Annotated in this window: 33 protein-coding genes; 15 read left to right on the top strand and 18 right to left on the bottom strand. The window is 31.5% G+C overall.

The window, feature by feature from the left end; all coding sequences use genetic code 11:
- Window positions 1–156: 156 nt before the first annotated feature.
- Together gloB and ACEW8E_RS15085 are read right to left on the bottom strand one after the other, a co-directional pair.
- Window positions 157–930: a hydroxyacylglutathione hydrolase gene (gene gloB, locus ACEW8E_RS15090; protein WP_373481181.1), complete on the bottom strand. Its 774-nt coding sequence runs from the start codon at window positions 928–930 to the stop codon at window positions 157–159.
- Window positions 931–1,293: 363 nt separating this feature from the next.
- A complete protein-coding gene (locus ACEW8E_RS15085) occupies window positions 1,294–1,629 on the bottom strand; it encodes a hypothetical protein (RefSeq protein WP_373481180.1) in 336 nt (111 codons plus the stop codon).
- 256 nt (window positions 1,630–1,885) lie between these two features.
- Between ACEW8E_RS15085 and ACEW8E_RS15080 the strand changes: the two genes are divergently transcribed.
- Window positions 1,886–2,053, top strand: coding sequence for an NblA/ycf18 family protein (locus tag ACEW8E_RS15080; protein ID WP_373481179.1), 168 nt, complete (start codon window positions 1,886–1,888; stop codon window positions 2,051–2,053).
- Between the two features lie 104 nt (window positions 2,054–2,157).
- Here the strand turns inward: ACEW8E_RS15080 and ACEW8E_RS15075 are convergent, their stop codons facing one another.
- Complete coding sequence (locus ACEW8E_RS15075) at window positions 2,158–2,814, bottom strand: ComF family protein (RefSeq protein WP_373481178.1); 657 nt, start codon at window positions 2,812–2,814, stop codon at window positions 2,158–2,160.
- Between the two features lie 46 nt (window positions 2,815–2,860).
- Here ACEW8E_RS15075 and ACEW8E_RS15070 point away from each other — a divergent pair, with 46 nt between their 5' ends.
- Complete coding sequence (locus ACEW8E_RS15070) at window positions 2,861–3,307, top strand: DUF3531 family protein (protein ID WP_373481177.1); 447 nt, start codon at window positions 2,861–2,863, stop codon at window positions 3,305–3,307.
- On the opposite strand, the gene ACEW8E_RS15065 is transcribed toward ACEW8E_RS15070, so the two are convergent.
- From ACEW8E_RS15065 to dusA, 3 genes are all read right to left on the bottom strand, one after another.
- Complete coding sequence (locus tag ACEW8E_RS15065) at window positions 3,304–3,546, bottom strand: hypothetical protein (protein ID WP_373481176.1); 243 nt, start codon at window positions 3,544–3,546, stop codon at window positions 3,304–3,306. The two genes, ACEW8E_RS15070 and ACEW8E_RS15065, sit on opposite strands and share 4 nt — an antisense overlap.
- A gap of 108 nt (window positions 3,547–3,654) precedes the next feature.
- A complete protein-coding gene (gene rnc, locus ACEW8E_RS15060) occupies window positions 3,655–4,368 on the bottom strand; it encodes a ribonuclease III (protein ID WP_373481175.1) in 714 nt (237 codons plus the stop codon).
- A 16-nt stretch (window positions 4,369–4,384) separates the two neighbouring features.
- Complete coding sequence (gene dusA / locus ACEW8E_RS15055; protein WP_373481174.1) at window positions 4,385–5,353, bottom strand: tRNA dihydrouridine(20/20a) synthase DusA; 969 nt, start codon at window positions 5,351–5,353, stop codon at window positions 4,385–4,387.
- 131 nt (window positions 5,354–5,484) lie between these two features.
- Here dusA and ebsA point away from each other — a divergent pair, with 131 nt between their 5' ends.
- Entirely contained in the window at window positions 5,485–5,862 is a 378-nt protein-coding gene (gene ebsA / locus ACEW8E_RS15050) for a type IV pilus biogenesis protein EbsA (RefSeq protein WP_373481173.1), read from the top strand.
- Between the two features lie 178 nt (window positions 5,863–6,040).
- On the opposite strand, the gene ACEW8E_RS15045 is transcribed toward ebsA, so the two are convergent.
- Genes ACEW8E_RS15045 through ACEW8E_RS15030 form a run of 4 tightly spaced genes read right to left on the bottom strand, consistent with a single transcriptional unit; the run spans window position 6,041 to window position 9,390 of the window.
- The gene (locus ACEW8E_RS15045; RefSeq protein WP_373481172.1) at window positions 6,041–6,907 is read right to left on the bottom strand and encodes a bifunctional class I SAM-dependent methyltransferase/HIT family protein; all 867 of its coding nucleotides are present in this window, start codon (window positions 6,905–6,907) and stop codon (window positions 6,041–6,043) included.
- A 43-nt stretch (window positions 6,908–6,950) separates the two neighbouring features.
- On the bottom strand, window positions 6,951–7,745 hold the full coding sequence (locus ACEW8E_RS15040; RefSeq protein ID WP_373481171.1) for an ABC transporter permease: 795 nt from the start codon (window positions 7,743–7,745) through the stop codon (window positions 6,951–6,953).
- A 5-nt stretch (window positions 7,746–7,750) separates the two neighbouring features.
- A complete protein-coding gene (locus tag ACEW8E_RS15035; RefSeq protein ID WP_373481170.1) occupies window positions 7,751–8,902 on the bottom strand; it encodes a DegT/DnrJ/EryC1/StrS family aminotransferase in 1,152 nt (383 codons plus the stop codon).
- Between the two features lie 53 nt (window positions 8,903–8,955).
- A complete protein-coding gene (locus ACEW8E_RS15030) occupies window positions 8,956–9,390 on the bottom strand; it encodes a tetratricopeptide repeat protein (RefSeq protein ID WP_373481169.1) in 435 nt (144 codons plus the stop codon).
- A gap of 145 nt (window positions 9,391–9,535) precedes the next feature.
- Between ACEW8E_RS15030 and ACEW8E_RS15025 the strand changes: the two genes are divergently transcribed.
- The 4 genes from ACEW8E_RS15025 (at window position 9,536) to ACEW8E_RS15010 (ending at window position 13,058) form a co-directional block, all read left to right on the top strand.
- Complete coding sequence (locus ACEW8E_RS15025; protein ID WP_373481168.1) at window positions 9,536–9,901, top strand: hypothetical protein; 366 nt, start codon at window positions 9,536–9,538, stop codon at window positions 9,899–9,901.
- Window positions 9,902–10,022: 121 nt separating this feature from the next.
- Complete coding sequence (locus ACEW8E_RS15020; RefSeq protein ID WP_373481167.1) at window positions 10,023–11,108, top strand: DNA cytosine methyltransferase; 1,086 nt, start codon at window positions 10,023–10,025, stop codon at window positions 11,106–11,108.
- Between the two features lie 5 nt (window positions 11,109–11,113).
- Window positions 11,114–12,202 carry an HpaII family restriction endonuclease gene (locus tag ACEW8E_RS15015; protein ID WP_373481166.1) on the top strand — a complete coding sequence of 363 codons (1,089 nt, stop codon included), beginning with the start codon at window positions 11,114–11,116 and terminating at the stop codon, window positions 12,200–12,202.
- A gap of 13 nt (window positions 12,203–12,215) precedes the next feature.
- Entirely contained in the window at window positions 12,216–13,058 is an 843-nt protein-coding gene (locus tag ACEW8E_RS15010) for a hypothetical protein (protein WP_373481165.1), read from the top strand.
- Between the two features lie 24 nt (window positions 13,059–13,082).
- Here ACEW8E_RS15010 and sipA read toward each other — a convergent pair whose 3' ends face one another.
- Window positions 13,083–13,301, bottom strand: a complete 219-nt coding sequence (sipA, locus tag ACEW8E_RS15005; protein WP_373481164.1) for a regulatory protein SipA — start codon at window positions 13,299–13,301, stop codon at window positions 13,083–13,085.
- Window positions 13,302–13,380: 79 nt separating this feature from the next.
- Window positions 13,381–14,382, bottom strand: coding sequence for a sirohydrochlorin chelatase (locus ACEW8E_RS15000; RefSeq protein WP_373481182.1), 1,002 nt, complete (start codon window positions 14,380–14,382; stop codon window positions 13,381–13,383).
- A gap of 165 nt (window positions 14,383–14,547) precedes the next feature.
- Between ACEW8E_RS15000 and ACEW8E_RS14995 the strand changes: the two genes are divergently transcribed.
- The 3 genes from ACEW8E_RS14995 (at window position 14,548) to ACEW8E_RS14985 (ending at window position 15,984) form a co-directional block, all read left to right on the top strand.
- A complete protein-coding gene (locus tag ACEW8E_RS14995) occupies window positions 14,548–14,856 on the top strand; it encodes a carbon dioxide-concentrating mechanism protein CcmK (protein WP_373481163.1) in 309 nt (102 codons plus the stop codon).
- Between the two features lie 115 nt (window positions 14,857–14,971).
- Window positions 14,972–15,322: a carbon dioxide-concentrating mechanism protein CcmK gene (locus tag ACEW8E_RS14990; RefSeq protein ID WP_373481162.1), complete on the top strand. Its 351-nt coding sequence runs from the start codon at window positions 14,972–14,974 to the stop codon at window positions 15,320–15,322.
- Window positions 15,323–15,702: 380 nt separating this feature from the next.
- Window positions 15,703–15,984 carry a DUF4090 family protein gene (locus ACEW8E_RS14985; RefSeq protein WP_373481161.1) on the top strand — a complete coding sequence of 94 codons (282 nt, stop codon included), beginning with the start codon at window positions 15,703–15,705 and terminating at the stop codon, window positions 15,982–15,984.
- Between the two features lie 74 nt (window positions 15,985–16,058).
- On the opposite strand, the gene ACEW8E_RS14980 is transcribed toward ACEW8E_RS14985, so the two are convergent.
- The gene (locus tag ACEW8E_RS14980; protein WP_373481160.1) at window positions 16,059–17,570 is read right to left on the bottom strand and encodes a hypothetical protein; all 1,512 of its coding nucleotides are present in this window, start codon (window positions 17,568–17,570) and stop codon (window positions 16,059–16,061) included.
- A gap of 125 nt (window positions 17,571–17,695) precedes the next feature.
- Between ACEW8E_RS14980 and ACEW8E_RS14975 the strand changes: the two genes are divergently transcribed.
- From ACEW8E_RS14975 to proC, 3 genes are all read left to right on the top strand, one after another.
- A complete protein-coding gene (locus tag ACEW8E_RS14975) occupies window positions 17,696–19,006 on the top strand; it encodes a dihydroorotase (RefSeq protein ID WP_373481159.1) in 1,311 nt (436 codons plus the stop codon).
- Between the two features lie 179 nt (window positions 19,007–19,185).
- Complete coding sequence (locus ACEW8E_RS14970; RefSeq protein WP_373481158.1) at window positions 19,186–19,836, top strand: cell division protein SepF; 651 nt, start codon at window positions 19,186–19,188, stop codon at window positions 19,834–19,836.
- Between the two features lie 62 nt (window positions 19,837–19,898).
- Window positions 19,899–20,702: a pyrroline-5-carboxylate reductase gene (proC, locus tag ACEW8E_RS14965; protein ID WP_373481157.1), complete on the top strand. Its 804-nt coding sequence runs from the start codon at window positions 19,899–19,901 to the stop codon at window positions 20,700–20,702.
- A 27-nt stretch (window positions 20,703–20,729) separates the two neighbouring features.
- On the opposite strand, the gene ACEW8E_RS14960 is transcribed toward proC, so the two are convergent.
- From ACEW8E_RS14960 to ACEW8E_RS14950, 3 genes are all read right to left on the bottom strand, one after another.
- A complete protein-coding gene (locus ACEW8E_RS14960) occupies window positions 20,730–21,047 on the bottom strand; it encodes a hypothetical protein (RefSeq protein ID WP_373481156.1) in 318 nt (105 codons plus the stop codon).
- A 61-nt stretch (window positions 21,048–21,108) separates the two neighbouring features.
- Window positions 21,109–21,552, bottom strand: coding sequence for a hypothetical protein (locus ACEW8E_RS14955; protein WP_373481155.1), 444 nt, complete (start codon window positions 21,550–21,552; stop codon window positions 21,109–21,111).
- Between the two features lie 81 nt (window positions 21,553–21,633).
- Entirely contained in the window at window positions 21,634–21,954 is a 321-nt protein-coding gene (locus tag ACEW8E_RS14950) for a hypothetical protein (RefSeq protein ID WP_373481154.1), read from the bottom strand.
- A gap of 252 nt (window positions 21,955–22,206) precedes the next feature.
- Here ACEW8E_RS14950 and nadB point away from each other — a divergent pair, with 252 nt between their 5' ends.
- A complete protein-coding gene (gene nadB / locus ACEW8E_RS14945; RefSeq protein WP_373481153.1) occupies window positions 22,207–23,883 on the top strand; it encodes an L-aspartate oxidase in 1,677 nt (558 codons plus the stop codon).
- Window positions 23,884–23,935: 52 nt separating this feature from the next.
- Here the strand turns inward: nadB and ACEW8E_RS14940 are convergent, their stop codons facing one another.
- Together ACEW8E_RS14940 and ACEW8E_RS14935 are read right to left on the bottom strand one after the other, a co-directional pair.
- On the bottom strand, window positions 23,936–24,832 hold the full coding sequence (locus ACEW8E_RS14940; RefSeq protein WP_373481152.1) for a lysylphosphatidylglycerol synthase domain-containing protein: 897 nt from the start codon (window positions 24,830–24,832) through the stop codon (window positions 23,936–23,938).
- Window positions 24,833–25,098: 266 nt separating this feature from the next.
- Entirely contained in the window at window positions 25,099–25,755 is a 657-nt protein-coding gene (locus ACEW8E_RS14935; RefSeq protein ID WP_373481151.1) for a DUF4033 domain-containing protein, read from the bottom strand.
- A gap of 310 nt (window positions 25,756–26,065) precedes the next feature.
- Between ACEW8E_RS14935 and ACEW8E_RS14930 the strand changes: the two genes are divergently transcribed.
- Window positions 26,066–26,821 carry a sulfite exporter TauE/SafE family protein gene (locus ACEW8E_RS14930; protein ID WP_373481150.1) on the top strand — a complete coding sequence of 252 codons (756 nt, stop codon included), beginning with the start codon at window positions 26,066–26,068 and terminating at the stop codon, window positions 26,819–26,821.
- Window positions 26,822–26,886: the final 65 nt, after the last annotated feature.

Raw genomic sequence — 26,886 nt, 5'->3', positions numbered from 1 at the left:
GGTTAATTTTCTTAGTCATCCGTGGTTGGGAAAAAGGGAATACTCTCAAATATTAACATTTATAAGGCTTTCAGCTATTTGTTAATTTTTATTACTATTATCTTGACTTTTTGTTGATTTATTTAACTTCTAACGAATGATAATAACCTTAGTTTGTTAAAAGTTATCTTTCATTCCTCTTAAACGTCCAAAAACCCTTTCTGGTTCATTTAAACCCATAGCCTCTTTTATTTTCGGGTTATCCCATCGTAAAAAAGGATTTGTTAATTTTTCGATTTTGACAGAAGAAGGTATTGTCGGAATATCTTTTTGGCGATCGCCCACAACTTGTTGATAACGTTGCTGTAAATCTGGATTGTCTTTATCGATGGTAATAGCAAACTTTAAATTACTAAGAGTATATTCATGAGCACACCATACCCTAGTAGAATCAGGAAGATTACGAAATTTAGTTAAAGAATTAACCATATCTGTCGGTGTACCTTCAAATAACCTACCACAACCACCTGCAAATAAAGTATCACCACAAAATAATTCACCCCAATCTAACTCATTGAGGGGGGGAAAATAATAAGCAATATGAGCGTAAGTGTGACCTGGTACAAAATAAACATCTGCTTTTCTATCACCAAATTCTACAGTATCGCCTTCTTCTAAAAATACTTGTTGCTGGGGAATTCTACCCTTATCTTTAATACCTCCATAAACCACCGCATTAGGATAATATTTTAATAATTCCTTATTACCGCCCACATGATCAAAATGATGATGAGTGTTAAAAATTGCCACTAAATCCGCACCTAACTTCTTAATTTCTGTTAAAACTGGTTCTGGTATAGCAGGATCAACTACAGCAACTTGATTGGTATTTACATCATGAAGTAAAAATATGTAGTTATCGCTTAAAACTGGAATTCTAATAATATTCATCAAAATAATAGTGTAAATTTTTACTTTTTGGTTAACTTCTTATAAATAGTTTTTGACAGTTATTGAAAAACTAACATAACTTAATGGTAATTTATTACCAAAATTATTGGCACAAAAACCCCGTTATTCATGAAGAATTGATTTCAACTTATGAAAAATTTATTTTTGGCTATTATCTACTTTGATTTAATTATTCCTCTTCCTGAAAATTTGAACACTTATTACTCTATAACCCTTATTTTAAAAGATTTTTAATCTCGAACTCAGGTGAGTTAGAAGTTAGAAGTTAGAAGTTAGGAGTTAGAAGTTAGGAGAATTTTTAATTATGAGTTACTAATTGCTAATTGGTAACTCATAATTACCTTAAAGTAATGATTGAAACTCATCTCTTAACCATTTAACATTAGCAACTCTGGCAATAATTAAGTTTGGTTGGTGAGAATTATCCAGAGTTTGTTTCCATGTTTCAATAGTTTCCTCTTGATGTAACCAAAAGTCAACAATACTTTCGATAACTTCATCCCAATTCCATTGAGGCTTTTCAGGAATCATTTGAATAGATTTGATAAACCCATCTAAGCTACACTGATAACTACCCAAATAGGCTTTACTACGGTTTGGGTTTTGTTCTACTTGCTGTTGATAATAAAAAAAATCCAGGATTGGAGTGACTCCAACAATGTCGAAGGAATAAGACATAATTGATTTTTTCTCCTTAAGATTAAACGACAAAAAGTTAGTAAAAAAAAGCAGTTTAAGAAATGCTTTATTGATTAACCATCATAATTTTATATTTATAATTATCTAATAATTGTATTTTAATTATCCAAATTTTCAAGTTTTTAGAGGTTTTGTTAAAAATTGTAACAATAAAAACAGATCTCTTGACAAAGTTGCGGTTTTAATATCCATATGTTAGCTTATTATCTAACAGCTAAATCGAGGAGTGAATATTATGGAAACACCAGCTAAATTAAGTCTTGAACAACAATTTAAGTTAGAAGTCTTAAAAGATCAAGTGAAAAGGCTAAGTCAAGAACAAGCTCAAGAGTATTTAATGGAGGTATTTCGTCAGATGATGGTGAAAGATAACCTCATGAAACAATTACTTAAAAATGCTTAATTTGAAAGGCGTTGCTTTAGAATAGATGATCATTGTTTTTCGGCAATGTAAGTCACTCTTAACCTTTTTAGATAATTTTTCCTTCTAAGCAACGTCAATATTTTTTAAAACTTCGTTACGGATACCGTTGCAACCCCAATGATTTTTAAATTTTTCTGTGTTAATACTTTTTTCCCTTCATTTACCGTTGCACCTGTGGTGTAAATGTCGTCTATCATAAGAATGGGTTGAGATTTATTGATTTTATGGTAGTCTTTCCCTAAACCAAAGGCTTCATTAATATTTGTTTTTCTTTGTTGAGGGTTTAATCCAAACATTGCTTCTGTATTTTTAACCCTTATGAGTAAATTAGTTTTGAGTTGATACCCCGTTACGTCACAAAAACTACTTGCAATTAACTCCGCTTGGTTAAAACCTCTGGTTTTCAATTTTTCTGGATGCAAAGGTATGGGTATTACCGTCATCTTCTTATATATTTTTCCCCATCCACATTCTAGCCATGCTTCCCCTAACCACATTCCCAGTAATTCCCCCATGTCTTTTTTTCTATCAAATTTAAAAGAGGCGATGGCTTGTTTTAAATAACTGTCATATTTACCCCAAGGAAATAAAAGAAAATTTGGATCACTAAATTGTTTATAATCAATAAGTTGACAACTGCGTAATTTTTGCTCACAATATTGACAAATAATTTGTTTAGTAGTTCGTTGACAAAGAGGGCAATTAGGTTTAACAAATAATGATAAAATATTGTTGAACATATACTAAAACTGCTTAATTATTTTACTGTTTTAATAACTAAAAAAAATGGAAATAAGATTTAGAGAATTTAATCCTTTTGATTTATGGATTTGGTTAGAATTTGAAAATATCCCTTCACAAATGGAAAAACAATATGTAGAAGAAGTTTTTAACTCATGGTTTTATTTGGGCAAATTAGGAGGATTTAATGCCGAAAATTTACAAATACAAGAAGTGGGTATCGATCTTAATTATATGCAATATGACGAAGATTTAGCCGATAATGCTCTTATGTCACCGATGCACAATATGGGAGAATTTGAGTTTTTAAGTAATTGGGGTAGATGTTGGTTTGATTTAGGCACTAGCGATTTAATTGCCCTTGATATATTAATTAACTCCCTAAGAGAATTAGGTAAAGAATATGTTGGTATTAATCAATTAATTATCGGCGGTGAAAATGAAGATTGGGAAATAGAAAAAAATCTTGAATCTAGTATTTTAGATAATTAACTTTTACTCAATTTTTCCTGAACTTTTTTGATTATTCCACTTAATAATGCACCTGTAAATAAAATTCCAATAGCTGGATTAAATACAGGTTGCCATAGTTGATACCAGATATCCCATCCTAAAGGAATACCTATAGATTTTCCTACCAACGCCATGGCAAACCAAATAAAACCAATAATTACTACAAATACATCAACTACAAGAAAACGATCTAACCACATTAAGAAATTTTCTTTCATAAACTAACTATTACAATTTAATTATTTCATCTTATAATAGTAACTTGCGTATTAGCAATCTAATATTTAAGCAAAAGACATTGAAGGAATTTGTTAAATTTTTCCCTTCTAATAATTATTCATAATGGAATTATAAGCCTGTTGAGCGGCTGCTTGTTGAGAGGCTTTTTTTGTATCTCCTTTACCTACTCCTAATAATTCTTCTTTTAACCATACTTCCGCCGTAAAACGTCCATTTTCATCATTAAAAGTTTCGCTTTGTTTTACTTTATATGTTGGCAAAAGTTTATATTTTCCTTGACTCCATTCTTGTAAAGCATCTTTATAATTTTCTCTGGCTGGATCTGCATGAACTTCTGCCGCTTTTTGTTGTAAGATAGGATCGAGCCACGATCTAATTAAGCTCATGTTTTTTGTACTTTCATATAATGCTCCTAAAACCGCCTCAAAAGCATCTGCTAAACGAGACATTTTTCCTAATTTATCATTTCTCACGGAAGGACTACTTAAAAGGTATAAATTAAAACTATATTCTTCGGCAATTTCTGCTAAAAAGCGATCGCTGACTATAATAGATCTTATAGCGGCAAATTCTCCTACGGGTAAATGAGGATAGGTTTCTAATAATACTTCTGCTGACACCAGACGAATAACTGCATCTCCCACAAATTCTAAATGTTCGTAGTTACGAGTTAAAGAAATACTTTTGTGAGTTAGTGCTAAGTCTAACAGAGAAAAATTCACCGCCGACACATTCTTAACTCCTAGTTTTTCTAATAATTTTAACAGTTCTCGTTTTCTTCTTTGATCTTGAATTGACATACCCCGTAATAATTGACTAATTACTAATTACTAATTCTTTTAATGCTTGACGAACAATATCACTACCACCATTAAAAGTATTACCATTTTCAGAAAGATAACGTTTCCATTGCTTTGTGCCAGATTGTTTAGCAAAAATTTGCAATAGATGGCGCATGATAGTGTTTAATTTTAGTTTCTTTGCTGTCCAAAAGTCAATATAAGGATAAAGAGATTCGATAATTTCTTGACGAGTCAGGATAGGAGTGGTTTCTCCATAAATTTCTTGATCTATGGAAGCCAAAAGATAAGGGTTATCATAAGCCGCCCTTCCTATCATCACTCCATCGACAAACTTGAGATGATGTTTTGTTTCTTCCATCGTGGTAATTCCGCCGTTAATTTCGATGGTAAGGTGAGGAAATTCTTGTTTAAGTTGATAAACATCTTGATAACGTAAGGGAGGAATATCTCGATTTTCTTTTGGGCTTAATCCTTGTAACCATGCCTTCCTTGCGTGTACAATAAATTTTTGACAACCACTATTAGCAACAATTTTGACGAAGTTAACCATATCTTCATAGCTGTCTTGATTATCAATACCGATACGATGTTTTACTGTCACGGGAATATTCACAGCTTTTTGCATTTTTTCCACGCATTTAGCTACAATTTCTGGTTTTGCCATTAAACAAGCGCCAAAGTTTCCATTTTGTACTCTTGAGCTAGGACAACCTACGTTAAGATTAATTTCATCATACCCCCATTCTTGTCCTATTTTGGCACATTCTCCTAACTCTTCTTCATTATCCCCCCCTAATTGTAAACTTACTGGTTTTTCTTCTTCACTAAAGTCTAATAACTTATGGCGATCGCCGTGTATAATGGCTTGAGTAGTGATCATTTCTGTGTAAAGTAGAGTTTTTTTAGTCATTTTACGCATCACATAACGAAAATGTCTGTCGGTATAATCCATCATTGGCGCAATACTAATAACTTGAGACATAGATAATTAAAGAGAGATTAAAAAGAAAGATGGTAAATTGTTACTGTTAGAAGTTGATTGAATTTAGGACAAATTAAGAGTTAAAATAAACAATCGTAAGACTTAAATTGTGGCAAAAATAGGGAAAAAAGATGTCTAGTATTGAGAAATTACAAGCAGCAAGTAAAGCGGATACTCTTATGTATCAACCTTACTATGGAAAAGAACAACATGAAATATTACCCTATGCTTTAAGTTTATATCAACAGGGATACCTTGAAGGAGAAAGAATCATCGAAGGAAAAACGAATATTCCTTTTGTGGCTATTTGGTATGTATCTCGTTTACCTGCGGAAATGACTCGTTGTCGTATTCAATTTGACGGTAACGCTGATTTAAGTTATGAAATTAATTTATCTAACTCAAAATTTATAGAATATCTCATTTTAGTTATTAAAAATTTTAAAAAGTTTCGACAAACAGATTTTTCTCAACAGTTTTATCGTAAACTTTTACGTCTCGATGACTAATCAGGTATTAGATGTCAGGTATCATATATAAAGTTTTATGTAGAAGATATGAATATAAAAATAAGGGCAAAATGCTAAGTTTTTGACTAAAAATCCCTAAAACTGTACACTTTATTATCAAGTTAACGGTAAAAATCATTGATTTTAAAGTCTTCTGATTCCCATGCACAACCCCTAATTAAGAGTAAGAATTTTCAGGAATAACGCACCTAATACCATGTTTTTTTCCTTGATTATCTCCTTGATAACGAGGAATTAAATGAATGTGAGTATGTTTGACTTTTTGCCCTCCAGCTTGATGTATATTGAAACCTATATTAAAACCATCAGGATGATATTTCTCTGTGATAATTTTTTGCACTTCATTTACCATTTGCCAACAGTGACTTTGAAGAAAAAAAGGTAAATTAAAATAATTTTCTTCATGGGTTTTCGGAATGATTAAACTATGCCCTTTACTAAGAGGATAACCGTCTAAAATAGAGTAAGCTAAACTAGATTCTGTGAGTAAAGTTAATTTACTGTAAGGGTTGCAAAATATACAACGATTGACGTTATTTTTTTGTTGGTTATAATGTTGATATTCATAAATTTCGCAAAACTCATCTAAATAAATAGATTTAAAAGGTAATTTGACTAAACACTGATAAGTCATTTTTTTATGAATATAATGTTTCCTAAATCCTTCGATTTTTAAATCTCTCCTGACAGCAAAATAAGCCTTTCCTTTTGGCTTTAATAGTTGTGATATTGCCATTATTACCGATTCTTGTGACTCACTAAAAAGTACATTTAAAACATAAAAACAGTAAATAGTATCATATTTTTTCTGTGGATATTTTGGAAAATAATAGTTATCATATCCTTCTATTAAAAAACCTTGAGAATGCAATACTTCGACATCTTTACCATAACCACAACCAAAGTCGAGAATATCACCTTTTAAAAGATGATTAGTTAATAAATACTTTGCAGGAAAAGATAACTTATCTCTTTCTATCGCTGTTAAATGAGTATATTTATTTTGTCTGAAATTATCTCTCATTCTTTAACCGTGTTTTATTACTAATTTATCGTTTAATAAATATTTATTTTCTGGTAAATCTTATAATTTCAATAGATTGAGAAGTTAAAAATAAGCCTAAAATAATATAAGTACAAAAAACAAGTAAATTACTACTTTCAAAAATTCCTCTCACAAAATTTTCATAGTTTTTAAGTAAAGAAAAATGAGCGATAATTTCGCCTATTTGCCCACCAAAAAGATTCCCTATAGCATCCAAAATTGAGATAAAAATAACTAAGATAAATGTTAAAATTGCCGAAAAAATTGTACTGTCTGTAAGGGAAGAAATAAACATCCCTAAAGATAAAATTGAAGCCGCCATTAAAATTAAGCCAACATGAGCTAAGATTACTACTTGAGGATTTACAGCCGGTGTCGCTCCACTAAATGCAATGGCTTCATACAATAAAATAGGCATAATCATGGTAATAAAAAATAATAATACTGCTAATAATTTACCTATGGCTACCACCCAATTAAAAACGGGAGAAGTTGCTAATAATTCTATTGTACCTTTTTTTCTTTCTTCAGCATATAAACCCATAGATAAAATTGGTAAAATAAACATACTTAACGAGCCTATTACGCCAAAAAATATCTGCATAAATTCATAAACTACATCAATATTAACAGTATTACCTCCTTGTTCTTGAATTGCAACATTTTGGATTACTCCTTGATCACTTAACAGAATAAATATAAAAAATAAACCCGAAATTAACCAAAAAATTCCAGCGATACTAAAGGCTAAAGGAGAGGAAAAATAACCTTGTAATTCTTTTTGTAAAATAGCAATAATATTATTAATTATTTTCATTTTTATTATGTGTTAAAACTATTAATTATTTGGGCTACTTCCGTTACTCTTTCTAAGGATAATTCAGGAAAAATCGGTAAACTTAAAACTTCTCCAGCTAATTTCATAGTTATAGGATTAGGTTGATATTTTTCTTGATATACTGGTAATTGATCTTGAGGGATAGGATAATAAATCATGCTTCCAATATCATTTTTAGCTAAGTATTCCTTTAATTCATCTCGTTTACCATTTTTAACTCTGATAGTATATTGATGAAAAACGTGTCCTTTGCTAATATTTGGAGTAATAATATTCTGATTATTTGCTAATAAATGATTATAATTTTTGGCAATATTTCTTCTTGCTTCATTCCATTGATTTATGTATTTTAATTTCACCCTTAAAACACAGGCTTGTAAACTGTCAAGACGAGAATTATAACCCACTAATTCATTATGATAGTTTTTCTTTGCCCCATGTACTCGTAACATTTTGGCTAATTCAGCAATATCGTCATTATTGGTAACAATCATACCACCATCACCATAAGCACCTAAATTTTTTGTGGGATAAAAAGAATACGCCCCAACATCGCCAATACCACCAACATATTTTTGTGTCAAATTCTGTCGTTGGCTATCCTTACAACTTTGATGACATCCTAAACAATCTCCATAATAAACCGCTCCAAAGGCTTGGGCGCAATCTTCTATCACTTTTAAACCATATTCTTTCGCAATGGTTAATATTTCCGTCATCGCCGCTGGTTGCCCATATAAATGCACTGGCATGATAGCCTTCGTTTTACTGGTAATTTTGTCTTTAATTTGACTGCTATTTATGTTAAAGTCGCCCTCTTCAATATCTACAAAAATCGGTTTTGCACCTACTAAACTGATAGATTCTGCTGTAGCATAAAACGAAAAAGACGTGGTAATAACTTCATCCCCTATACCGATGTTTAACGCCCTTAAGGCAATTATTAACGCATCTGTACCTGAATTTACCCCAATTGCGTGTTTCACCCCTAAATAATCAGCAATTTCCGTTTCTAATAGTTTGACTTCAGGTCCTAATACAAATTGTGTTGATTCTAATACATTGGCGATCGCCTGATCAATTTCGGGTTTAAGCAATTGATATTGAGGTTTTAAATCAAGAACAGGAATTTTCATGTAAATGCTATAGTCAGATGAAGAAGTAACAAAGATTAACCTTAGAGTTTACACTATTTTCCTTCATTATTAACGGGAGGATTAGGAGAATTATTAACGGGGGGAGTAGGAGAATTTTGTTGTGCTAAACCTTGCTTAATAATATTTAAGACTTCTTGATACTTAGTATTTTGAGGCTCAATCTCAACTAATTTTTCCATTAGTGGTAAGGCAGCAGATAAATTTTTTAACTGTAGTTGAATTTCCACCAATTTTTCTAAAGCAAAACGATTATTAGGCTCTTTTTCCAAGACTAATTCATAACCTTTCGCTTCTTTTAACAATGAACTCTCTGGGGATAAATTCTCTCCTTGACTGGAATTGACGGGAGGTGTAGCAGGTTTTGTCATCATTTCAATCACGCTATAAGCTGAAAACCAGAAAAAAGCCAAGCCTGAAATAATAATAAAACCTTTTTTAAAAATCTGTTTAGGAGTTACTTTTGTCATAAAGAATAAATAAAAAAACAATAATCATGAATTGTCAATATTTTATAATAGTACTAATTTTACAAACATTTATTTTAAGTAACTATAGGATTGTAGTGGTAAAAGATAAATTTTCCTTCAGTCAGTTATCCACCGAAAATTTCCAATGGTGGGTAAGGCTTTTAGTTTAGTTATCTTAGATTATATGCAGGTAGATGAGCAACATCGCCAAAAATTATTAACGGAATTAAAAAGAGTCGTTGAATATCTACAAGGGCGCACGGATTCTATGATTTTTATTTTAAACCGAGTTGATCAACGGGGTTCGGATGATAAGCCTCTTGATGTGCGTTTACAACAGTTAAAAACGGAAATACAAGAGCAGTTAAATCTTCCATCTTTGCCTGATATTATCCCTTTCAATGCCCGTCTTTTATACTATGCTCAATGTGCATGGGGTACGAATCCTTTACATACTAACTCTAATGTTACCCCAGAAGTGCGATCGAACTCAACCCTAAAAACAGCATAAGCTCTCCCTCGATGTTTTTGATAAGGAAAAAGTAAGATAATAACTATGGCAAACTATAATTAGATAATAATAATTTTAATGAGATAATAAAAACTTATTGAGATAAATATAAAAAGTAAAAATGATTACCAGTCAACTAGAATTAAGTTTAACTATTGATGCTAATAAAATCATCAATCAGATTAAAAAAGAAACAAAAATACCTTTTCCTTCTCCTCAATATCCTAAGTTTAAATTTATTGATTTATTTGCTGGAATTGGTGGTTTTAAAATCGCTTTACAAAATTTAGGAGGTTTATGTGTTTTTTCCAGTGAATGGGATGAGAAAGCCCAACAAACTTATCAAGCAAATTTTGGAGAAATACCTTTTGGAGATATAACAAAAAAAGAAATAAAGCAATTAATTCCTTCACAATTTGACATTTTATCGGCTGGTTTTCCCTGTCAAGCATTTTCTATTGCTGGTAAAAGAGGAGGTTTTGAAGATACCAGAGGTACTTTATTTTTTGATGTAGCAGAAATTATCAAAAATCATCAACCTAAAGCATTTTTTTTAGAGAATGTTAAGGGTTTACTTAATCATGATAAAGGAAGAACTTTAAATACTATTTTAAATACTTTAAGACATGACTTAAATTATTTTGTACCTGAACCACAAATTATTAATGCTAAACACTTTGGAGTACCTCAAAATAGAGAAAGAATTTTTATTATTGGTTTCCATAAAAGTTTAAATATTAACAGTTTTGAATATCCTAAACCTATAGCAAAAAAAGTTTGTATTAAAGATATTATAGAAGAAAAAGAAGTCTCAGTTAAATATTATTTATCTACACAATATTTAGACACTCTTATAAAACATAAACAAAGACATGAAAATAAGGGTAATGGTTTTGGCTATGAAATTATATCAGATGATGGTATTGCTAATGCCTTATTAGTGGGAGGAATGGGGCGTGAAAGAAATTTAATTTATGATCATAGATTGACAAATTTTACACCTATAACAAAGATAAAAGGGGAGGTAAATCGTGAGGGAATTAGAAGAATGACACCCAGAGAATGGGCTAGATTACAAGGATTTCCTGATAAATTTATTATTCCCGTTGCTGATGCTTCTGCTTATAAACAATTTGGTAATTCTGTAGCGATACCTGCTATTGAAATTGTCGCAAAAAAAATATTAGAAAAATTAGAAATAATTTAGTAATTATGAGTATAAAAGGAAATAAAGGCGAATGGAGTGAAATTTATGCTTTGTTTAAAATCTTATCTGATAAATTTCTTTATCGTGGAGATGAAAATTTAAACAAAATTAGTAATATCATTTACCCTATTATTAAAGTTTTGAGAAATGAATTAAATAAAAAGTATGAATACTCTATTGATAGTGAGCTTGACTTAATCATCGTATCCAATGATGATAGAGAATTATTAAAAATATCTATAATTGAATTTGCCGAAAAAGCACAGTTTTTATTAGAAAAAATTAAAATTACCAATCAAACTACTTTTGATATTCCTGAAATAGAAGATTTTATGAATAGAAATTATTGCTATTCTTTAAAAGCAAATTCTTCTAATAAGAAAGATATAAATATTGTTATTTATGATCCAAAAATAAATCAAGCATCTACTTTAGGATTTAGCATAAAATCTCAATTAGGTAGTCCATCAACTTTATTAAATGCGGGAAAAACTACTAATTTTATTTATAAAATCAATGGAAAATTATCTGATGAGGAAATTAACCAAATTAACTCTATTGATACAAGACAAAAAGTAAGAGATAGAATTAACATAATTATTAATAAAACTGGGGACTTAGAGTTTGTTAAAACAGAGCAAAAAATTTTCGAGAATAACTTAATTTTAATAGATAGCTTTTTACCTCATATTTTCAGTGAAATACTATTAAAATTTTATTCTTCTCGTTATTCAAAAATGATTGATCTAGTTGATGAAATAAAAAAAGTTAATCCCTTAAATTATGACTTATCAAATAATCATGATTTTTATACTTATAAAGTGAAAAGATTTTTGACAGATGTTGCATTAGGAATGCTTCCCTCACAAGTTTGGGAAGGAAATTATGATGCAGATGGTGGATATTTAATTGTTAAAGATGATGGAGAAATAATTTGTTATCATATCTATCATAAACATTTATTTGAGAATTATTTGTTTAATAATACAAAGTTAGAAACTGCTAGTACCTCAAGACATGACTTTGGGAAATTGTATAAAGAAAATGGAGATTTATTTATTAAATTAAATTTACAAATCAGATTTATCACATAAAAGTAACTAAACTATGGAGCGAGGATTTAATGATGTTAATAGTCGTTTAGATGTGGTTTCAGGGCAATTAGCTTATCTATATTTATTGGTGCAGGATAGTCGAGAAAAACAGGAAAATCTAGGGAAAGCGATTTCTAACATTCATAAAGCGATGTTAATTAAAGAAATCACTACCTTACAAGCAGAATTAGAAGATTTAAAACGTTTTCCCCATGAATCTCCCCGATTAGCTCTAAAAACCGCTACCAATACTCGTTTATTTTTAAGTAGTCAGGCGATGCAGTCAACCCCAGAATTAGAGGCAGAATTGCTGTTAAATAGTGATGTATCGATTCAAGGATGGGCGGTTGCTACGGCTACGGAAGCCCATTTACTGTTACAAATGGGGCAACATCAGGAAGCAAAAGGAATGTTACGGGAGGAGGTGGAGAAGTTTAAAACTGTCGCTCATAATTGGAGTAATAGCCTGATAAAAGAGGGTAATTCGTCATTGTCAACGGCGTATCGTTTTTCCGCTTCTCCCTTTGCGGAATATATCACCCCCGAAAGAGTCACCAGAATTAAGGATATTTCCCCTAGTGATCTTAGTTTAAATCAGGATCAAGTCAGACGCAAAAAAAATGAGGCAAGTGTTGAGTTTGAAATGTCTTACGCCCAAGAAAGATACCCTAAATCATGGATACAAAAACAGATTGCGATCGCAGAGTATTTAGACGGTTTAAGCGAATTATTAGCGAGATTAGAGAGTTTAGAAGCCTTTGCGGATTTGTGCGAAAGTCGTAACCTGAAAAGCAGTAAGGAGATTTTGCCTGATGAAAATACTCCTTCGGGATTATATTTGTTACGGGCTGACTAATTCAGAGAAAAAACTATCAATATTTTATAATACTTGAAAATATTTTGATTCTAATAAAAAAGTACCTTGAGTAAAGCGAATAGCCCAATAACCAGCAGGGCGTGGATTCAAAACAATTCCTTCTTCTCCTAAATTAATCAAGCTAGATGATCTTAACATGGGCATGAAATCCGCCGTCTTGATGTATGGTGGTATTTTTATCACTTTCACCCGATCCCCTGATTTAATATTTACTGATGTCATAATTTTATTATTCCCGTGTCTTTCCTAATTCTTAATTCCTAATTCCTAATTCCCAGTTTCCTTGCTAATTCCTAATCAATTAAGGAGTTTGCCAAATACGTTCATGATAAGCTATTGGTTCTACCAAGGGATCGCTATCATGGTGATGATGAGAATGATCATGATGGTGAATGTGATCCTGAGAATGATCATGATGGTGATGGTGACTATCCTCATTTTGTAACGCATTTAGGCGAAACTTACACATTTCACAATTCATTTTTACTTCTCCTAGTTGAGTTTCGATTTCCCTTTCCCTAATTAACTGCAATAATTCAGGTTGGATACCCATTTCAGGTAAACAGGTAATATCAATTTGAGGATATAATTTTTGATATTCTGTCGAAATAGTTTCTATTTTTTTCATTAAAGCACCCATAAATAGAAAATAGGGCAAGACAATAATTCTTTTTGGTTGATATAACAAAGCGCGGCGGAATCCTTCTTCTAAGCGAGGATGAGAAATTCCCACAAAGCAGGTTTCTACGGTATTATATCCACTACCTTCCCACAAAATACGGGCTAGTTTATATACATCACCGTTGGCATCAGGATCACTTGAGCCTCTACCCACAAATAATAACACTGTATCTTCACGGGAAATGTTATGGGGATTATATTCTAATTCATCTAATTGTGCTAAACGTTTTTGCCAAAGTTCGATAATACTGGGATTGATGCCAAAATGTCGTCCATAATGAAATTGTAATTGAGGATATTTTATCCTACTACGATCTAATTCATTGGTAACATCAAATTTATTATGACGGGCAGCAAATAAAAGAATCGGCAGAGCAGAAATATCTGTATAGCCTAAATTAATACAATGTTCAACTCCTTCGGCGATTGTTGGGGTAGTCAATTCTAAAAAACAAGGAATTACGGGGCGAGATTTATCCAATTCTTGATAGGCATGAACAAAATTCATAAACACTTGACGACCATCCTCATCTCTTGTACCATGACCGATCATTAGTAAAGGACGTTTTAAAGGTAAAGGCTTTAAGGAGATTTTGAGATAATCTGTAGATATTTTTTCCATTAAATTTTTGCCACCAATAGCGATAATATTTACTCTAATTATACAGATCCCCTGAAACCAACGTAAATGCTTAACAGGGGGATATTGATTAATTAACTTATTCACTCATTAGTAACCAAGAAGTGATAATATTACCGTTGATTAGTTATTTTTTTTAAACAACCGATGCCAGAAGCAGTAGGAGTAATTCAAACTTTAGGGTTTCCCTCTATTTTAGCCGCCGCTGATACTATGGTAAAAGCCGCTCGTGTAACGGTGGTTTATTTTGATAAAGCAGAAAAAGGTGACTTTATTGTAGCTATTCGTGGACCTGTTTCCGAAGTTGAAAAAGCTATGACTGAAGGTATTAGAGAAGCTGGTAATGTTTTTGGCGGTGTCGTTCAAACTCATTACATTGTCCCTAATCCTCCTCCTAATGTCGTAGATGTTTTACCTATCGAATATACAGAGGTTTCCCAACCTTATCGCTCTTAATTTTATGTTTCAACCTCGAATTAATCCATTGATTTCGAGCCAGAAAATAGAGCAAATTTAGATAATAATTTAACCAACCAATTTATTTTTATTCATTATTAAAGGAGAATTTTTTATGCCTTCACAAGCCGCCGTTGGATCTCTCGAAACTAAAGGATTTCCGGGTGTTTTAGCCGCCGCCGATGCTATGGTAAAAGCTGGTAGAGTCACCCTTGTGGGTTATATTCGAGTCGGTAGCGCTCGTTTTAATATCAATATCAGAGGCTCTGTTTCTGAAGTCAAAACCGCTATGGCAGCAGGAATTGAAGCCGTAAACCGTGCTGAAGGTGCGGCACTTGAATCATGGGTTATCATTCCCCGTCCTCATGAAAATGTTTGTGCTGTGCTACCAATTGACTATACTGATGCCGTTGAGCCTTACCGTCAAGCGGTGGAAGGAAATTCTTCCTCTCGTGCTTTAAATTAATTTTCTGGGAGTTTTTAATAGTTCGTATAGACGTAATATTTTATGTTTTTACTAACTTTAAAAGCTCAAAAAAATTACTTTTTATCATAAATAAAACTCAGCAAAAATAAGACCTATTTGCACTTATAAAAGACTCAAAATTTATTGCTTAATAGTAAATGTTATTGTAGATAGATAATAAAAATATCATAATTTACCCAGATAAAAAAAGAGATTCCAAATTTAGATTAGTATAGAAAATATAGAAGTTTTAAAAATTAACTATCACAAATTCATAGTAATAAAAAATTAGGAAGAATTAAATCTAATGTAATTAATTTTCTTGACATTTTTCCTTCTAGTGATAATATAAAAATTTGAAAAGCTATTATGAATTTATTATGACTAATTTAACTACTGGAGCTGATGCAGTTGATGAGGCGATCGCAAAAGGAATTGATTTTGATGGCAGTGAAATCCCTACAGCAAAAATAGATTTATATAATCAAGTGATGGGATTAGAAGGACAAAGACAACGTAGTGGAGTAAGTAATACTATGCGTTCAAGAATTGTGCGAATTGGAGCGAAACATATACCCCAAGACGAACTTAATCAGAAGTTAATTGATGCTAATTTTGCTCCTTTAAAAGATAAAGAAATTGCTTTTTATTATAGTAAATAGTCATCACAAAATAGAATTTATTAGAACTTAGAAAAACTCAAAATTTATTGAGGAATATTAAGTATAACTAATGATTAATTTTTCATTAATGCTTCAATATCTTCCTCCGATAATTGTTGAATATAATTGACTTTAACTTCTTCGAGTAAAATAACTAATAATTCTTCTATTTTATTAATATCATATTTAGCATTAGGACGTAAACTCATAATCTTAACAGATTTATTGATAATTTGTTCTAAATGTTGTTCAAAAATAAGGTCTTCTTTTAACATATTATTAATAGTATTTAAAAAGATTTGATAAGATTGAGTCGCTAATTTATTACTAATATCTTGAGGAAAATTTTTTAGTAAAGGTAAATAATTAATGTTTTGATAAATAGGTGATTCAGTAATAGTTTTTTCAAAAATATAAGTAAGTAAAATTTCAACTTCTGGACGAATTTCTGGTAACATTTCATAGGCGACTAAATTCATTAATATTTTGATAATTTCTGCTGTTTCATTAACATTGTTTAAGTTAATATATTCCCTTCTATCTTCTTCTTTAAATAATATTTTTTCAATCTCTCCTTTTTCAATAGTTTTTTGAACTTGATTAACAATTCTGAGTATCACAACTTGGGTGATATCTCCTGCAATTTGTGCAACAAAACCTTTACTTAGTTGTTTTTTAATTCTCTTAGAATCTAATAATTTAGCTTCATCTAAACGAATAATTATCGGAATAATTCTTAACCATCTAAAAGTAGGTAAAAAGAAAATTAAATCATACCAACGCCATAAAATAGCATCTTGAATTTTAACTCCTTCATAGCGAATACTAATAAATAGACAACGAAGAATAAAATCATAAAAAATGATGACAATAAAAGGAAAATCTATCAAGCCAAAATAATCAACAAATTGTCCATTTTCTCCCATCGGACGGAAAAAATTAGTTCTAATTAACGGTTTTATTTGTTTGTTAAAAAAAGTTAATTGTCTTTCTAAATTATTATTTTTAAGATGATTTTTTGTCCAAAAAGATGTAAACGCAACGGTAGAGGAATCTCTAGGATTATCTATATATATGCTCATATGTTCTCGCATTCTATTTTTAATTATCTCTAAAGTTCCACTTTTATTAGCTATTCTAAAAGGATCCTCTGAGATCATACTTGCACTCATTTCTCTTAAATTATATAAAATTTTTGCAGTTTCTTCACTGTCTAATCCAGACTGATTAATACTTTTTTCTAATCTCTTAACTTCTTCTAAATATTCTTGAGTATCTCGATAAGGTTCGATTCCTTTAATAGCATCATATTTAATAATTTTCTCTCTCAAGGATTGAGGTAAAATCTTAAAGGTTATACCGTTAAATTCATGGGAAGCAATTTTAATTTTCCCTACTGTTACTTTACCGTTTAACCATATATCTCTTAACGGAATATAAGTTAAATCAAAAATGACAACTCCAAAATTTAAGACAGAAATAATTGCCATGATTCTAGCAATAAATAATTGATCTGAATACCAATTTAAAAGTTTGAAAAAAAAAGATAATTTTTGTTGAGATTTTGTCGATTGATTATTTTTCATTGATTAAAATATTAAACTATAATAGCAATAGATAGATATAAATAATTTATTCATTCAAAAAATATTTGTGAAACTATCGGAATATTGTGTAAATAATTATTCATTATCAATTATTAATTATAACTATGACATCTAATTTATTAATTCATCATGGGGAGATTTTATTACCTAACGGCGGTATTTTGTTAGGAGATTTGCTCATCAAAGACGGTAAAATTGCTGAAATTGGCACAGAATTAACTGCCGATTCTGCCCGAATTATCGATGCTACTGGCTTAACTTTACTACCCGGGGTAATCGATCCCCAAGTGCATTTTCGTGACCCCGGATTAACCCATAAAGAAGACCTTTTTACTGCTTCTTGTGCCTGTGCTAAGGGGGGAGTCACATCTTTCCTCGAAATGCCTAATACCATCCCTTTAACTACCACTCAGGCAATATTAGACGATAAGTTGTACCTTGCTAGTCAAAAATGTTTAGTTAATTACGGCTTCTTTATGGGGGCTACGGCGGAAAATTTAGACGATTTACGCAACGCTAATCCAGCTTGTGGTATAAAAATTTTTATGGGATCAAATCATGGTGCATTATTAGTCAGTACTGAGGCTGAAATTGAACCTATTTTCGCTAAAGGTAATCGTTTAATTGCTGTTCATGCTGAAGATCAAGCTAGAATTATAGAAAGGAAAAAACTGTTTAAAGATAACACAGATCCAGCCATTCATTCTGTCATTCAAGATGAACAAGCCGCCCTTAATGCCACTAAATTGGCGGTAAAATTAGCTAATAAATATCAACGGCGTTTACACATTCTTCATCTTAGCACTGGTATCGAGGCTGAATATTTACGAGAAAACAAGACTCCTTGGATTTCTACGGAAGTAACCCCTCAACATCTTCTACTCAATACCAATGATTACGAAAGAATCGGGACTTTAGCACAAATGAATCCCCCTTTGCGATCGCCTGAAAATAACGAAATTTTATGGAGAGCATTATTAGATGGAGTAATCGACTGTATTGCAACAGATCATGCCCCTCACACCTTAGAAGAAAAAGCGAAACCCTATCCCCATAGCCCTTCAGGAATGCCGGGAGTTGAGACTTCATTACCACTGATGTTAACAGAATATAAAAAAGGACGTTGTACCCTAGTTCAAGTCGTACAATGGATGTGTACAAATCCAGCAAAACTCTATGAAATACCGAATAAAGGAGAAATAAAAGTAGGCTATGACGCTGATTTGATTTTAGTGGATTTAAACAACTATAAACCAGTGTTAAAGGAAAATTTAGCCACAAAATGCGGTTGGAGTCCTTTTGAAGGTTGGAATTTAACAGGTTGGCCTATATATACTATTGTGAATGGTGATATTGCCTTAGAAAACGGAAAACTTAATACCAATGTAAGGGGAAAAGCCCTAAGTTTTGGTTAATTCCAGACTAATTTTTAGTTTCAACACTGAATTTGAAAGTTGAACCAAAATCTGAGTAAAATAAGATTTATTTTTGTGATCATTATTGCAATTATAAAGTAAAGAAAAATCTCCATAAATTTTTGGATGAAATCACAAAGTTTGTACTATTATACTAGAGTCATTGAGGAATTAAACAAGTGAGTAATTTTTTAGGCAAATTAAAAGATATTATTGGTGGAGGTCAACAAGATTACCAATATTACGAGGACGAAATTGAGAACTTAGTAACTCAAGATTTACCCCAAGAAGAAAAAATTGTCGAGCCCATCGTGGAAAAACAACCCGAATCTCCCATACAATCTTCTACTCCTTCTCGTCGTCGTCAACGGGATAAATCTCAAAATCAAATGGAATTGCCTTCGCCATCTTATTTAGATATGGATAGTAGTTTACCTAGTAATGTAATTGGAATGCCAGGAGTTAGTACCGCCGTGAATGAAGTAGTTGTAATCGAGCCCCACACTTTTGATGAGATTCCCCAAGTAATTCAAACCTTGAGAGAACAAAGATGTGTAGTATTAAACTTAAATGTAATGGAACCTGATGAGGCACAAAGAGCTGTGGATTTTGTCGCAGGTGGTACTTATGCCATTGACGGCCATCAAGAAAGAATTGGAGAAAGTATCTTTTTATTCACTCCTAGAAGCGTAAAAGTGAGTACTATATCAGGTAGTTCTTATCAAGTGAGAGAATCTATTGTAAGTAGCAACAATACTTTAGGTAGTTCTTTTTCTGAATCCTTGTGGGAAAATGATTCCACACCTCTTTCTGATCCCATTGCACAATAAATGAAATAATAGGTAATAAGTAATAATAGAAAAGTCATAAGTAATAATTTTTTATAAAAAAAGTGTCTTTAAAACTAGGTGTTATTGGCGGTGGAGTAATGGCAGAAGCGATTATTTCCTGCTTAATTGAAAAAAATATTTATTCTTCCTCAGATATTATTATTAGTGAACCTTCGGTTAATCGTCGTCAATTTTGGCAAGAAAAATACGGCGTTATTACTACCGCAGAAAATCAACAAATTTTAGATAATTCTGACGTTATCATCTTAGGAATTAAACCCCAGATTTTGTCAACGGTAATCTCTAATTTAACCTTAAATTCTCAAGAGAAAAAACCCTTAATTATCTCAATTTTAGCTGGAGTTTCTTTAGATAAATTAGCCCAAGGATTTCCGCAATTTCCCCTAGTCAGAGTAATGCCTAATACCCCCGCTATTGTCGGGGAAGCCATGACTGCTATTACCCCAAATAATTTGGTGTCGGAAAATCAATTAAGTCTTACTCTGTCTCTTTTTAAGGCTATTGGTTCGGTAATTGAAATACCAGAATATTTAATGGATGCCGTCACGGGTTTATCAGGCTCAGGACCAGCTTTTGTAGCATTGATGATTGAGGCTTTAGCTGATGGAGGAGTCGCTTCAGGTTTACCCCGTGTTATCGCCTTAGAATTGGCAACTCAAACGGTTTTAGGTACAGCACAATTAGTGAAACAAAAGAATTTACATCCAGCCTTATTAAAAGATCAAGTTACAAGCCCCGGAGGTACAACTATCGCTGGAGTTGCACAATTAGAAAAAAATGGCTTTCGTAATGCTATTATATCGGCTGTAACGGCTGCTTATAAAAGATCTCAAGAATTAGGTTAAGATAATTATGAAAAAAAGTGCTGCACATCACAAAGTGACATTAGGGAAAAGATAACGAGTCAAAGCCAAAAGTAAAGCAATAATTATACCACTTGCTATTGAACGAGCAACAAATTCTATATTTACTAATCTTTTATCTAAACCATCAAAATTAGTCTTAACATCGCTTTTTACACTGTTTAATTTTTCATCAAGTTTAGTAACATTGATTTTTACCTCATTAACCTCATTAGCTAAATGATCGATTTTGTCTTCTAACTTTTCAATTTTGTTTTCTAACTTGTCCATTTTTGCCTCAAGTCTCAACAAGACATCAGCAATATTAACTTCAATAATTTGACTCATAAAATAATCTCTTAAATATTTACGATTTTAAAGTTTTTTCTTCCATAACAATTATCAATAATTAATCTTCCCAGTCTGGACAAGTATCACCATCCCAACCGTAAGGGTGCATACCACAAACTAATAAATTACCGTTATAACTTCGCCCGTGATAATTACGACAACCTTGACAAGCGGGGTGTATTTGTGGATTGGGTTTGATATTGTCATTGTCAAAGAAAGAATTTAATTCATCATAAAAATCATCATCATAAAAAATATCTTCTTGAGATTCCTCATCGATAAATAATTCCACGATTTCTGTAAATAAATCATCTATTTCTGCTAAAAATTGAGTTAATTCCGTTGTCAATATTTCTTCTACTTCTTCGGTTAACTCATTTATTTTTTTTTCCCATTCCTGATTATTTTTCTGCCAATCTTGGTTGATTTGTTTGTACAGTGACTCAAATTCACCCTCCACCGCATTTAGCCAATTTTTGAAAGTATTTTCCCAATTATCCATTAGTTGAAAACAAAGAAAGATCTCATCACTAATTTAACTCAATTATTGAATATTATTGTAAACCTCTTAAAATTTCTTTAATTACTCATCTTCATCAGTGATAATTTCAATGGTGCGCGGTTGAGAATTTTTATTTATATCTTCACTTTTAACCCCTTTAGTTTGATTCTGTTTAAGGATTTCATCCACAAATTTATGTGCTTCTTCTGCATTTATTTTCCCTTTATTTACCATTTCATCCGCCATTTTTTGCAATTCTTGGCTAAAATCTGGATTAAGGGCGATTTTTTCCGCTTGTTGTTTTAATTCTTGAAAAGTATCGTTAGCTTTTTCCACCGCATAACTAGCAATGCCCACTCCTAAATAAAAGGCTTTTTTTAATAAATTCTCTGAATCAGCCATAAACTTACCACCCCCATAAAACAATATTTTCTCTTATTGTAGTTGAAAAACTTAAAAGCTGATTAGGTTTCAGGTGTCAGGTTTTAAATAATGAGTTTATCGATTATTCAATATTCTTCCCTGTTTCCTTTCTATCTTCCATCTCCTAATTTATTTGTGCGCAGATGTTAATCTTTCGGTACAATTAGCAGAAATATATTAATCTCGTTATTTTTATCGGGCTTTTTCCCTCAACTAATTTTAATAAAAAGAATGCAAGAGTCACCTTTTCCTAGTAACTTTGATGTCATTATTGTTGGCTCTGGTGCTGCAGGTTTATATACAGCTTTATGTTTGCCAAATAATTTCCGTATCGCTTTAGTTACTAAGGATAAATTAAAAAGAGGTGCTAGTGATTGGGCACAAGGAGGTATTGCGGCAGCTATTAACCCCGATGATTCTCCTCTGTTTCATTTACAAGATACCCTCAAAGCAGGGGCTGGTTTATGTGATACCCACGCCGTTAAATATTTAGTAGAAAATGCCGCTATCTCTATTCAATCTTTACTAGAAATGGGGGTAGATTTTGATCGGGTAAAAGATGATAATAATAATATTCCTCATCCATTAGCCATGACTTTAGAAGCGGCTCATTCTTTCCCTAGAGTACTTCATGCAGCCGACACTACAGGTAGAGCTATTGTTTCTATTCTCCGTCAAAAAGTCTTAGATAGTCCACATATTCAAGTATATGAACAGGCTTACGCCCTTAGTTTATGGTTAAATGAGAGCAAAAATCAATGTCTTGGCATTAGTTTACTCTATGAAAATCAAATTCGTTGGTTATCAGCCAAAGCCGTTATTTTAGCCACAGGAGGCGGTGGACAAGTTTTTGCCCAAACTACTAATCCTCACGTTAGCACAGGGGATGGCGTGGCTTTAGCGTGGCGTAGCGGTGCTATTTTACGGGATTTAGAGTTTGTTCAATTTCACCCGACGGCGTTAAATATGCCTAATACTCCTCATTTTTTAATCAGTGAAGCTGTTAGAGGAGAAGGCGCTCATTTAGTAGATGAAGAAGGAAAACGTTTCGCTTTTGACTACCACGAAAAAGGTGAATTAGCCCCTAGGGATGTGGTAAGTCGAGCTATTTACAGTCATTTACACAAAACCTGTGAAAATCCTGCTCTTGGTAAAGTATATCTTGATTTACGCCCCATTTCTCCTTCTCGCATTGAATATCGCTTTCCGAATATCATCGATAAGTGTCAACAATGGGGAATAGATTTGTTTTCTCAACGAATTCCCGTGTCTCCTGCCGCTCATTATTGGATGGGAGGCGTTTGTGTTAATCTTCAAAATCAAACCTCTATCAATGGTTTATATGCCATCGGCGAAACTGCTAGTACTGGCGTTCATGGGGCAAATCGTTTAGCGAGTAATTCTTTATTGGAGTGTGTTGTTTTTGCTGAAAATTTCCGTCATTTATCTTTAGATTCTTTTTCTCAACCTTCTATAACTATTAGTAATCAACAAAATATTGATGATGATTGGGAAGAAGAAATGGAGTTAATTAGTTATATTCGAGCTTCTTTACCTATTACGATGTGGGAAGGTGCAGGAATTTGTCGCACCAAAGAAGGATTAGAAAAAGCACTTCACCAAATTGATAATTGGCGTATTCAACTCGAAACACTTTCTATTTATCAGTTTATTAACAATATTTCCTCATCTCATGAATATAATTTAACTTCATCTCAAGCTCAACAACAGTTAAAATTAGCCACTGAAACTATTAATTTGCTCGATGTGGGTTATTTAATTCTCAAAAGTGCTTCATTTCGCACGGAAAGCCGAGGTGGACATTATCGCCTTGATTATCCTCACACTGATGATAACTGGCAAATTCACACTTTAGTTAAAAATAATAGTTGGTGGCAAGGAAATTAATTATTAATCATGACGAAATTATTGGGTTTCAATCAATTTATTTTGATCATTTTCATTGTTTAATAAAAGCAATTCCTGCACTAATTAACTCAGCTAAAATACTAATAAGACGAAATAACGCCACTACTATTAATACATTTTGAGGAGGAAAAAAAGTTGGATTTAAAGTTGCGATCGCCGTTGCTTCAAAAACCCCAATTCCTCCGGGGGCACCGGGTACAATTAAACCTAATAACCAAGCAAAACTAAAGGTACTTAAAACAGGTAAAATTAAACTTATTTTGAGAGGAATAAAAGCATTTATAATCAACAGAAAAGCTATTCCTCTAAGTAATAAAAAACCTAATTCCCCCAGTAATGGTAATAAAGGATATTGAGTTAAATTAACAATATTTTTACTACCTTTACCTTTAGCTAATTTGGTTAAAATATGATTAATTATCTTAGGATGAATACCCATTAAAACTAGAAAGATAATAATACATTGAATTGTAAAAATTAGAAGAGAAAAATTAACTCTAATGATACCAAAACTAACACTAAAGATAGTAATTAAGAAAGCAGCAACTGCCATTAATAAAGGTTCAAGAATAACGCTAACAGTAGCTAAAGCTAAACTATCACCTTCATTTTGAATAGCTTTTACTCTTCCCACAAAATGCCAAATATTACCCGGTAAATACTTACTAATATTTGTAATTAAGTAAACTTTAATAGCTTTAAATCCCTTTAACTTTGCTTGAAAAATAGCTAAAATCCAAGTCCAAACCCAAGCAGAAAAAATATGAGCAAACAAATTAAAAAATAAACTTAAACATAGCATTAAGTAAATAAAAAAGTTGAATTTAACTTCAATAACTTCTCGCCAATAATTTTTAAATGTAGAAAAGATAAAAAAGAAAGTTATTCCTAAAATTAGCCAACGTAAAAATTTTTTACCTAATTTCATTTATTAAATAATAGTTGTAAAAAAAGTAATAAAAGTAGTCAAAAACCAAATAAATAATAAAATTAATTAAAATATTAATCTAAAATAACTAACAAATAATCAAAGATTAAAAAATAAATTTATAAATATTACTATACCTGAAAACTGACTATTTATAGGCTTTTAAAAATATGACAACTTTCGTAAATGGAGATATTATCTTGACAAAATCTAATATTAACTTTATAGTAAATGTCTGAAAGAAATATCCAATAAAAATCAAACATTTATTGATAAATCTTAGGACAAGGTTCAGATGAAATATTAGCAGTAGGACAATAAGTTTGTAAACAAGGTTGACGACTAGCTTCTTCTGTTTCTAAAGCTGGAGGATACTTTCCGAAAATCATTTCACAACTTAAATCTTCAAAATCAGGAGTCATGGTTAAAGGAATGCCAAAAGACTCAGTAAAAAATTTTTGAGTAGGCAATTTACACATATTTATACACATTCCCACACAACCACTTTCTTCAAGATAACGACATTTTTTTATTTTAACTCCGCTTTTTTGCCGATTAATTTGATTATCTTCCGTGACAATTTCGATTTCTTTAATTTCAGATTTGCCAACTAACCATTCAAATAAAATTGTGGCAAACCACGCATTAGATTCACATACCCATTTTGTAGGGGAAAAAAGATTACGAATCAAATATAAAGCAGGAGAAGGTACTAAAGATTTTAGCACGATAGCGACTAATTCTTGTTGTTGTTGTGCTGTGCGCCCTTTCATTATTTGTTGCGATAAATCCACAAAACCATCATAACCTTTGAAATTTGTACTTTTCCCCACAGCTTTAGCCATTTTACGGGAAAATAAAGCAATAAACAGTTTATCAATTACATTATCTTTATATTGTGTTTTTTCACTCTTATTCATCATAAATGGTATTTTCTGTTATAACTCTCCTTGAGTGTAACCTTTATCATTAAACAATTAAATAATTACTTAATTTTTCTTGAAACTTACATGATCATATTTGATCAAAATACATTGACTTTTCAAATATTATAGAAAATAATATTAATATTTTAAGTTATCAAAATTATTCCTTCAATCAATCCTCAAAAATTTAACTATATTTTCATTATTAGAATTAGTTTAAGATTTTTTTCTCTAAATATTATGAAGGATTTAATCTATTTTTATTATGATTTTAATAATAATTAATAATTTAAAATTTTTACTATATATGATAACAAGTCAATTAATCTCTCTAGTCATCATTTTTCTTTTTACTAGCATCATTGGCGTGGTAACAGGGAGTAATTCCTTAGTTACAATTCCCGTTATGCTTGAATTTGGTATTTCCCCAGCAAATGCCATCGCTACGAATATGTTTGCTTTAATCTTTATGAGTATTGGTGGCACAATTCCCTTTTTAAAAGGAGACTTACTTAAACGTCAAGATTTATCTCTCTTAATTATTTTAACTATTATCGGTTCAATATTTGGGGCATTATTAGTGATAATTATTCCCTCAAAAACGATGCCTTTACTTATCTCTATTTCTATGATTGTAGTGACAATTTTTTCTGTGATTAATCGGAATAAAGGAGTAGAAAAAATCGAAGAATCTTCTCCGACAGCACAAAAAATTGGTTACGCTTTAACTTTTCTCTTAGGTATTTATGGAGGATTTTTTAGCGGTGGTTATGTTACTACTCTTACCGCTTGTTTTATTGCTTTTCTAAACATGACATTTATGGAAGCAGTAGCCATAACAAAAGTGTTGAATATTTTTTCCTCATTAATCGCCACTTTTATTTTTATGACTCAAGGAATTATTGATTATAAACTAGGAATAATTTTAGGTATAACTATGTTTTTTGGTGCAATAATTGGAGCAAAATTTGCCTTAAAAATGAGCAATCTTTGGTTAAGAAGAATTTTCATTATTACCGTAATTTTTCTCGCCGTTAGAAATTTATTAAAATGGATTAATTAAATAAAAAAACTAAATTCCGTATCAATAAATCAAAATGTTTACTAACACAGAATCTAGCTTCAGTT

It is taken from the genome of Geminocystis sp. (assembly GCF_041753295.1).
Taxonomy (GTDB): domain Bacteria; phylum Cyanobacteriota; class Cyanobacteriia; order Cyanobacteriales; family Cyanobacteriaceae; genus Geminocystis.
Note: the sequence above shows the minus strand (reverse complement) of the source record. Positions and strands in the feature narration are given on the sequence as shown.